This window comes from Streptococcus oralis, from assembly GCF_001075875.1.
Classification (GTDB): domain Bacteria; phylum Bacillota; class Bacilli; order Lactobacillales; family Streptococcaceae; genus Streptococcus; species Streptococcus oralis_I.
Map to the genome: position 1 here is coordinate 1 of NZ_JUOS01000004.1, position 8,986 is coordinate 8,986.

The 8,986-nt window shown below is 35.4% G+C and carries 12 protein-coding genes; 4 read left to right on the forward strand and 8 right to left on the reverse strand.

Annotation, left to right across the window (positions count from 1 at the left end; all coding sequences use genetic code 11):
• The 4 genes from ADM33_RS00270 to ADM33_RS00285 all read right to left on the reverse strand — a co-directional run.
• A partial coding sequence (locus tag ADM33_RS00270) for a tyrosine-type recombinase/integrase (RefSeq protein ID WP_049502680.1) occupies positions 1-935 on the reverse strand: 935 nt, incomplete at its 3' end.
• Complete coding sequence (locus ADM33_RS00275; RefSeq protein WP_000998327.1) at positions 922-1,125, reverse strand: DUF3173 family protein; 204 nt, start codon at positions 1,123-1,125, stop codon at positions 922-924. The genes ADM33_RS00275 and ADM33_RS00270, both read right to left, overlap by 14 nt.
• Positions 1,122-2,114 (reverse strand): replication initiation protein, encoded by a 993-nt coding sequence (locus tag ADM33_RS00280; protein ID WP_049502681.1) that lies wholly within the window; start codon positions 2,112-2,114, stop codon positions 1,122-1,124. The genes ADM33_RS00275 and ADM33_RS00280 overlap by 4 nt, the downstream gene beginning before the upstream one ends.
• Positions 2,115-2,340: 226 nt before the next feature.
• Positions 2,341-2,523 carry a hypothetical protein gene (locus ADM33_RS00285; RefSeq protein ID WP_000204836.1) on the reverse strand — a complete coding sequence of 61 codons (183 nt, stop codon included), beginning with the start codon at positions 2,521-2,523 and terminating at the stop codon, positions 2,341-2,343.
• Positions 2,524-2,772: 249 nt separating this feature from the next.
• Here ADM33_RS00285 and ADM33_RS00290 point away from each other — a divergent pair, with 249 nt between their 5' ends.
• The 4 genes from ADM33_RS00290 to ADM33_RS00305 all read left to right on the forward strand — a co-directional run bounded on the left by ADM33_RS00290 (position 2,773) and on the right by ADM33_RS00305 (position 5,306).
• Positions 2,773-3,114 (forward strand): helix-turn-helix transcriptional regulator, encoded by a 342-nt coding sequence (locus ADM33_RS00290; RefSeq protein ID WP_049502682.1) that lies wholly within the window; start codon positions 2,773-2,775, stop codon positions 3,112-3,114.
• 28 nt (positions 3,115-3,142) lie between these two features.
• On the forward strand, positions 3,143-3,760 hold the full coding sequence (locus tag ADM33_RS00295) for an SAP domain-containing protein (RefSeq protein ID WP_049502683.1): 618 nt from the start codon (positions 3,143-3,145) through the stop codon (positions 3,758-3,760).
• A gap of 120 nt (positions 3,761-3,880) precedes the next feature.
• Complete coding sequence (locus tag ADM33_RS00300; RefSeq protein ID WP_049502684.1) at positions 3,881-4,723, forward strand: AraC family transcriptional regulator; 843 nt, start codon at positions 3,881-3,883, stop codon at positions 4,721-4,723.
• Positions 4,724-4,763: 40 nt separating this feature from the next.
• Positions 4,764-5,306: a ClbS/DfsB family four-helix bundle protein gene (locus ADM33_RS00305; RefSeq protein WP_049502685.1), complete on the forward strand. Its 543-nt coding sequence runs from the start codon at positions 4,764-4,766 to the stop codon at positions 5,304-5,306.
• Positions 5,307-5,478: 172 nt separating this feature from the next.
• On the opposite strand, the gene ADM33_RS00310 is transcribed toward ADM33_RS00305, so the two are convergent.
• From ADM33_RS00310 to ADM33_RS00325, 4 genes are all read right to left on the reverse strand, one after another.
• Positions 5,479-6,864 carry an FtsK/SpoIIIE domain-containing protein gene (locus tag ADM33_RS00310; RefSeq protein ID WP_000813488.1) on the reverse strand — a complete coding sequence of 462 codons (1,386 nt, stop codon included), beginning with the start codon at positions 6,862-6,864 and terminating at the stop codon, positions 5,479-5,481.
• A 28-nt stretch (positions 6,865-6,892) separates the two neighbouring features.
• Positions 6,893-7,279 (reverse strand): YdcP family protein, encoded by a 387-nt coding sequence (locus tag ADM33_RS00315; RefSeq protein WP_000985015.1) that lies wholly within the window; start codon positions 7,277-7,279, stop codon positions 6,893-6,895.
• 15 nt (positions 7,280-7,294) lie between these two features.
• Positions 7,295-7,609: a YdcP family protein gene (locus ADM33_RS00320; RefSeq protein WP_000420682.1), complete on the reverse strand. Its 315-nt coding sequence runs from the start codon at positions 7,607-7,609 to the stop codon at positions 7,295-7,297.
• 442 nt (positions 7,610-8,051) lie between these two features.
• Positions 8,052-8,741 carry a gamma-glutamyl-gamma-aminobutyrate hydrolase family protein gene (locus ADM33_RS00325; protein WP_045614750.1) on the reverse strand — a complete coding sequence of 230 codons (690 nt, stop codon included), beginning with the start codon at positions 8,739-8,741 and terminating at the stop codon, positions 8,052-8,054.
• Positions 8,742-8,986: the final 245 nt, after the last annotated feature.

Here is an 8,986-nt window from a genome sequence, read left to right on the forward strand (position 1 = left end):
ACACCAGCACGCTTAGAGTATTTTAAAATCTGGTCTCTAATACTACGTTTACGATATGGATTTCCATCAAGTGATAGAATGAACGGTATCTTGTCAACTTTTGCTTGTCGTTCTTTCCATTCTTTAAGTACGTTTAGAGTATTATCATCAAGGCCAATGGTTCGTCTGGAGCTTTCCGTTTTTAGTTTGTTACGCCGAACCCAATTTTCACGGTTTATGTACTGTAAGTTGTGATTGATTGCTAGAGTTTTCTTTTCAAAATCTACATCTTCCCAATAAAGAGCAGTCGCCTCATTTACACGCATTCCCGTAAAATAATATAGCCAAAAAAGTGTATAAACAAAGTGCTCAAAATAACTCTTTTTATCAAGTGATTGTATTACTTTTTGGAACTCGTCTTTTGTCCAAAAATCTATATGTTTTTTTATGATTGGAATTGGACTGATATTACTTGTGGGAATTTCATGAAAAATCAACCCATATTTTTTCGCAGTTTTCAAAACTTGATTAAGCAATGTCATCTTGTTTCTTGCATATGAATTTGAATATCTATCTAATAAACTGTTTCTATAATTTATTACATCATAAGTTGTAATATCTCTAGGTTTTTTCTTACCAAAGTATTGAATAAATTCATCGAATATAACTTGACGTCTGTGTTCGAGATCCGGACTTGTTGTAGCGTAATAATTTGGCATAAAAACTTCTTCCATAAACTGCCTAAAAGTCCATTGAGTATGCTTAATTCCTCCTTTTTGTTGTATCTTATTCAAGGCTCTTGTACGTGCTTCAAAGGCTTCTTTTGCGGTTTGAAAACCACGTCTACGTTCTTGATAAGGTTTACCAGTAGCTAGGTCAACTCCAGCTTTAAAATAATAAGTATATTTGCCAGTCTTATCATCTTTCGTAACACCGGTATATCTAGTTTTTGACATGTAGTTCCTCCAATCCAAGTATCTCTGCTACAACTGATACTGGAACAGTTCCAAGTCCTTTATTGTTATAGAAATCGAAACCACGCTCGACCATAATATGTTTTGCTTGCCGTAAAATATTATAAGCAGTCCATTTTGAAAAACCTAAGTCCATAATTTCTTGTACTGTCATAGTTAATTTATCGTTCATAAATCAATTTCTCCTTTACTAGTAAGTTCTAGGAATTCTCCTATTAATTGTTTGAGTTCATTATTTAATCGTGGGGTTTGTTCTTTAAGTGCATCTTGTAGCTCTAAAGAAAATGAGCTACTATCAAATGCTTTTAAATGTTTTCTAAGCCTAGTCTTTTTAACTCTAATAGTGTTAGGTTTCAGATAGGGGAATAATTCGGGTAAGAGTGCAGGTTCATGGAGAAAGATATAAGCAAATGCTTTGCTATCATCTGGAACACTTGAAAGACTAAAAAAGCTAAAATTCTCCAATCGTTTAGAAATCTCTGAAATGGTTTCCTCGTTTATAGCCTTTGTTCGTAGTTGGAACTCTAACCGCCACCAAAAGGGTTTGCTTTCTATATCTAATTTATCAGCTCTTTTGTGACTTACTACCTCTATATTCTTATCGTACAAACGTACTTGAACGTTGCTACCACTTGCACCCCAGTATTTACTTTCTATATTTCCCCCTCTACCGTAGAATATTTTATGACTAACCCCTCCTTTAATATGTTGTAAAAAAACTATTTCTGGCCTATTAAAGATATCAAAAGCAAGGTCTAATCGTGACAGTCTAATTTCTAATCGATTTAATCGAGCGTAATTCATAATCTGCCTCCACACTTGTAAACCCTCAAATTCTTTTAGTGAGTTTGGGTTGAAGTCTAGGCGTATGACTTGATAACCACCATAATCCGATAGTTGGAAGAAAATTAGATTTATACTATCTTCGTTTATTGTTTTATATAGAGTAAAAAAGTCTTCTTTTAGATTTTCTTGAATACTAAATTCTTGAATTATATTATCGAGTGATTTTCGTAATTCACGAAATACTCGTCTAAGTGATTGGTTTTCACTATCAAAGATTACTGTTAATCGGTCAATACTGATATAAATAGATTTTTCTAGTTCTGATAAATCTACTTGATTTTGATATTCTCGTAGAGATTGAATGGTATTTTTCAACTGTAACGCCTCCTTTCTATGCTTAAAATCTGCGTAATTCGTTGCTACTATTGATTTTTGCCAATGACTCGTTACTTAGGGCGTTGCCTTAAGTGTATCTGATTGCTGGCTGTTAGAGACGCCAGCTTTTATGTTAGAGATTGGGAGAACTTCGAGCTTCGGGCGCTCTGCCTTCGGCCCGCGCCCTTGCACTTGTCTCCCAATCTCTAATTTATTAGTTTTTAAACTACCCAAAATACTTGTCTAGAAACTGCGAGAGCAATTCAAGTGCTCTAAGCTCAATTTCTTCATTTCGAATATCTTCAAATTCATTATCATTTACTTGAATATATTCTTCTAAACTAGGCGAATAAAAAGAATGAGTATTGTTAATTTTGTTGTTTTGAAATGTAAATTGTGTTGATGTCATAATATCCTCAATCTAGCCCATATTTCGCTTCTTATGGACTTTTTATTACCATTTTGGTATAATTGTATTGGTTTTAAACGAAAGCCTCAGAACGCTTTGCAGAGCTTTCTGGGGTGTTTTTGCATACTCATAAAGTTAACTAGTATCACTTATTTTGTATGCTTTGTTTTAATATAACCATTTTGGTTATATAAGTATAATACAACCATTTTGGTTATAAGTCAATAGAAAAACGAAAGGAATTTTAAAATGTTAAAAGACAATATAAAAAAAGCCCGACTAGATGCAGGACTTACTCAATTAGAAGTTGCTGAAAAATTGGGTGTAGCTCAAGCCCAGTACGCTAGATGGGAAAACGGGGGAAGAAATCCAAAAGATGAAACAGTAGAAAAATTAGCTGAAATCTTTGGCACGTCTTTTGAGATTCTTAAAGGACGAGATGATGGCCTTGAGGAGATAGTTAGTTTATTGAGAGAGCATGAATTAACAGAGGAAGATAAAAACCAAATTATTAGTCTTTTACAGGACTTCTTAATAAACAATTCAATGTATGATAAGCTACCAACACCTAACCCTAAGAAAAAGAAATAGTAAAATTAGAACTTGTAGAGGTAAGCATTTGAAAGAGAATAGACCTGATTTTCGAGATATAAAATCATTTGAAGAATTTAACAGATACTACTGGTATCGAAATGAACTTTCACAAATTTGTAAATCTCTTGGATTGGAGTATAGATGTACAAAACAGGAGCTGAATCATATTATAGAACAATATTTTAAGGGAAATAGGATAGAAAAATTTTTGAGCAAAGGAAACAAAAATCAATCCGAAGTTATAACATTAGATACACCGTTACTTGAATGCGGATTTTCTTTTAACCAAAAATTTCGAGATTATTTTTCAGAGGTAATAGGCGTTAATTCGTTTAAATTTAATGCTGATATGGCAACAGCTTGGCGAAAAGTAAAAAGGGATAACGATATAAAATTTACAATCCAAGATATGATTAAAATATACTATGGAGAATCAGACTATGCCAAATATGATAATTCAGTTTGCCAATGGAACCAATTTTTAAAAGATTTTTGTACAGATGAATTTAGCGAATACTATTCTAACAAGTTAAAAGCTGCAGCTATCCTTTGGAAAGAAGTTAGAGATTCAAAAAATGAAAAAATATATTCACGGGAACTTTTGAAAAAATATGAGGATAAAATAGAGGCGTACTGTAAGTAAACAAATCCCAAGTTATAAGTTTCTATTAGATGAAACCTATAAAATTTGTACAAATATTGTAGGGTAGGAAAAGAAATCTTCCTCTATACTAAAATAAACCGAAAGAAAGGAGGGAACGAAATGAATATTATCAAGTCGTTTAACAATACGATTGATTACCTTGAAACAGTTCTTGATGATGAGATTGATGAAAAGAAAGTAACTCAGTTATCCGGATATTCGTATTCAATGTTCAGTCGCTTGTTTTCTATTCTGACCGAAACAACGCTCTCAGAATATTTAAGAAGTAGAAGATTAACGGAAGCAGCCGTTATATTAAGAGATACGGATGAAAAGATTATTGATGTTGCTTTCAAATTCGGATACGAGTCATCGGATTCATTTGGGACTGCTTTTAAGAATTTTCATGGATTTACTCCTTCGGAGGTGAGAAACGGGAAACCATTCAAATTAGTTTCACGTGTGCAATTAGCACTCAGTGTAAGAGGAGGAAGAAGCATGAATATTACAATTCAAAAGAAACAAGCCTTTGCAGTCGCAGGGGTAAATGAACACAGCATCAATTCATCATTATGTCCAAGTGTCTGGGATAAGCTGTATGAAAAATATAGCCACGATGAACTTGCAAGTTTGGGAAACGGTCAAAGTATTGGCGTTTGCCATGATGTGGAAAACCCAAGCACAATAAACTATATGGCAGGCTATATTGTTAATGATTTAGACAAAGCAAGAAGCATGGGCTTAGATGTTTTAGAAGTTGATGAAGCAGAGTATGCCGTTGTAGAGTTAACAGGATGTGTTCCAGATTGCATTCATACCGGATGGAAATATGCGATGGAAGTATTCTTTCCTGAGCATGGCTATTTTCATTCAGGAAAGCCTGACTTTGAATACTACTATGAGGGTGATTTGCATAGCAAAGACTATAAAATGGAGCTGTGGATTCCGATAACTAAAGCTTAAAAACCATATTGAGATATAGCGTAAAGTAAGAGGAAATATTATGCCAAGACCAAGAACAAAAGAAGATTTAATGATTGCAGCGAAAGAAAACTATGATAAGTTGAACGTATTAATTGCTAAGCTATCTGACGAAGAATTAAACACACCTCTTGACTTTTCAAGTGATGAAAAAAAGAAAGAGGCTCATTGGAAAAGAGACAAAAATTTAAGAGATATTTTGATTCATTTATATGAATGGCACCAACTTCTTTTGAATTGGGTAGATACAAATTTAAAGGGAGTGGCAAAACCTTTTATTCCAGCTCCATATAATTGGAAAACTTATGGAGATATGAATGTCGAGTTTTGGAAAAAACATCAAAATACTTCTCTTGAAGATGCAAAAGAAATGTTTCATAAATCCCATAAAGATATTTTAGAATTAGCTGAGAGATTTACAAACGAAGAATTGTTTTCAAAAGATGTCTATAAGTGGGTAGGAGGAAGTGTACTTGGTTCGTATTTTGTAAGCACTACTTCAAGTCATTATGATTGGGCGATGAAGAAATTAAAAGCACATCAAAAAAATTGTAAGAAAAAATAAGCAGATATGGTATCTTTTTGGTAGCTAAACAGACAAAATATCTTGTTTTTTGCAAATAATACTTAAAAAGAATGTTGATTTATCAGCATTCTTTTTCATTTCAAATCAATTCTCGGAATTAGATACGGGGGGTTAAGTGCTGGCGTGGCTATTGCCACACCAGCCAGCAAGATCAGTCCACACCTGCGACTTCCGCTTCGCACGTCGCCTGCGTGGACTGTCTGCTGTTGGATAACTTTTTAATTTCCTCCAAGAAATCATATCCTTTTGGTACAAGGGGAGTATAAAACTCTGATATGACACTTGTTCCTACATCAACATAGCCACGACCTTTGATTCGCTTTAAGAAGAAATCCTTTTGTACGTCACTGCCAAACATCATGCCATAGCCCATTTCAGACATACGACCTAAAGCCACTCTGAAATTAAACTGATCACGGATTCCGTCGCCTAAATATTTTGCGTCTGGACGTTGACAAGCCAGTATTAGAAAGAAGCCAGCTTGACGACCTAACATGACAATCTGTTTCAGCTTATTCATAACTGCGGTGTTTTCTTTTGTTCCCAGCATTTCCATGAAAGCGACGTATTCATCAAAGATTAAGAAGTGTGCCGGGAGACCTAAGTAAGCATAATTTTTGCCAGTCTTATAGTTCTTCATCTGCTTCATTTCCTCACTACGTTTCATCATTTCTTCATAGAATGTTTCAATGCAAGAAAGCAAGTCTTCTTTTCTATAGTAGACATTTGCCATCACAGAACCTAAGTCCGCAAGGTCAGCATTTTTCGGGTCAAGAATATACAGTTTTGAATCTGTATGAAGCAAGGCTTCAATCAGTGTCAGTATAAAGTAAGTTTTACCGCCACCTGTACCACCAGCAATCAACATATGAGGGAGCTTATCATATTCCCACCATACGTTTTTCATTAAGCGAAGTTTACCATCTTTAGCTTCTACTTCATCAATAGAAATACGACTGGCTATGGTGTCATAGAGCAAAGTATATTCCACATAGGAATCCTTTAACTCTTTATCCGTCAGCTCACAGTACAAGCCACTCTCTAATTTCTTTTCCAAGTGTAAGAGTTGGTCTTGATATTTTCCCAGCGTGATTTCCACCCGTATCTGTATCAAGCCATTTTTAAGTCGATAATACATTTTAGGGAAGTAGGTTATCTTTTCCTTTGTACGACCAGCACTATCTTTAAAGAAACCCTCTGTTTTGACCTGTTCAGATTCATACCACTTGTTTTCAAGTATCATCTTTGCCAGTTTTTGACGGTGGTAAAGTTGTTTAACCGTATCATAGCGAACCCGTTTGAATACAAACGCTACCAGCAAGCAGATAAGAATTGCGACACTGAAACTGATAATTAAATAGGGAATGTCAATCTTATCTGCTTGTGATAGGTTAAAATCCTGCCAGTTGATCTGCTGGATTGTCTTCACATGAAACAGTCCGACAACCAGCAGGAAAACAGGCAGGAGTGACGCTATCGTAAAATGAAAGACTAAATCTTTACCAGATGGGCGAATCCTTTTACCACGCTGTTTCATGCGAAAAAGTCTCCTTTCTACCTAGCGACTATTTGTCTTGTGTCGGTTCTTTCTTTGCTTGTGGTTGAGCTTTGAATGAACTAGAATCCTTTGTCAGCACAATATCGTCTGCCTTGATATACCAGTCAACATCTGCTCCTTGATAGGTGGCAGTAGCAACGGTGTCCGCAATGGGATTGATAAGTTCCACCCGTGCGTTATAATCAAACTCTTTCAAAGGCACGCTGGCAGGAATACTTACTTGAATCATGCGTCCTTGTCCTTTGGATTTTAAGTCATAGGTACGTTCCTTGATTTCATCTGAAACCGACCCGTCTTCATTTTGGATTCTCACTTCACGACGTAGAGCAGAGAATTTCAATTCTCCAAAAGTCGTGTCTTTATCTAATACAATGCCATTTGCTAATCTCATCATTTTTCCTCTCTTTCTTTATTCTTTTATCATGTCGTCAGCATGTAAAAGGTAATTTGTAAAACCACGAGTGCCGATTTTGTAGCCCTCTGCGGTAATACGTGGATTGACTAACTTCACACGTTCCTCAAAGCCGAAATGTTTTTCGCCAGCTTCAGCAGGAAGCACCACCACAATATCATCTGCTCTTTGAACATCAGAATAGAGATTATAGCTTCTTGATAAGACAGTTAGCCGTCCGTTGATTCTTCGCTGAACGACTTTATCCTCGCCAGCAAATTCTAAATTGCCGAATGTTTTTTCCATGTTGGGAATCACAAATTTAAGTTCCATATTTTTACCTATCCTTTCTTTTTTATTGGCTGAATGAATGTTTGATGGTCTTAAAGAGTGGGGAACGACCTTTTGATTCTTGATTTTTTGTTTTCATAAGTTCACTTCCTTTCAAAATCGGGTAAAAAAATAGACACCTCATTTTTTGAAGTGTCTACCTATTAAATATTCAAATTTTATTGGAAGTATCTTTATATCTTCACTTTTCAAGGATAAATCGTCGTATCAAAGCTCATTCATAAGTAGTAAATTAGTAGTAAATTGAGTGGTTTTGACCTTGATAAAGTGTGATAAGTCCAGTTTTTATGCGGATAACTAGATTTTTATGCTATTTTTATACTAAAAATTTCCAATTTTTGTCACAATTCAAACGTTTGCGTAAAAACGCAACTCTATAAATATTCGTAAACAACGAATAAAAAAACGACTAAATTTCTAGTCGTTACAATTCATTCAATAAATACTCAAATAATTCTAAGTTGCCATCTTCTTCATTGACTAGAAACTCTGGATGCCACTGAAGACCAATAATACGGTGCTCATCAATGGATTCAATTGCTTCAACAGTTTGATCACGTGGATCCACAGCCGTCACGCGAAAATTGGGTGCCAAGTCTTTAATGCTCTGACGATGCACTGAGTTAACCTGACTTTCTTTACCAAACAATTTAGACACCACACTGCCATCAACTGTCTCAATGGAATGTGAAGTCCCAAAAGGTAGACCTTGCCAGTGACCTTCAATCTCCTGATTAAGTGTGCCACCAAAAGCAACGTTAACTAGCTGGACACCACGACAAATGGCTAAGATTGGTTTGTTTTGACGTAGAGCCTCTTGTAGAAGGGCCAACTCAAACTCATCACGAGCTAGGTTATAATCATCGCTATCAATCGTTTTTTCTTCACCATAAAACTGAGGATGGACATTTTGCCCTCCAGTCAAGATAAGCTTGTCAATCATTTCTACGTAGTCATGGACCACTGACTCATCCCCAACCGGAATCACCAAAGGAAGTCCGCCAACCTGACGAATACTCTCAGCAAATTTACAAGAGACTGATGAATGAATATTTTTTCCTTCTGCGTCCACAGGACATAGATTTGCTGCAACTCCAACAACTGTTCTTGCCATCACTGATTTCCTTTCATCTTCTATTGATAATCTTATCTTATCATCCTTCCCCACTCCTGTCTAATATGTATTTTTTAAGTCCGTGATAAATTTTTTTTATAAGAAAAAGTTGCCCAAAATTAGGACAACTTTTTTGATTATACTCAATGAAAATCAAAGAGCAAACTAGGAAGCTAGCCGAAGTTTGCTCAAAACACAGTTTTGAGGTTGTGGATAGAACTGACGAAGTCAGTAACACATATACG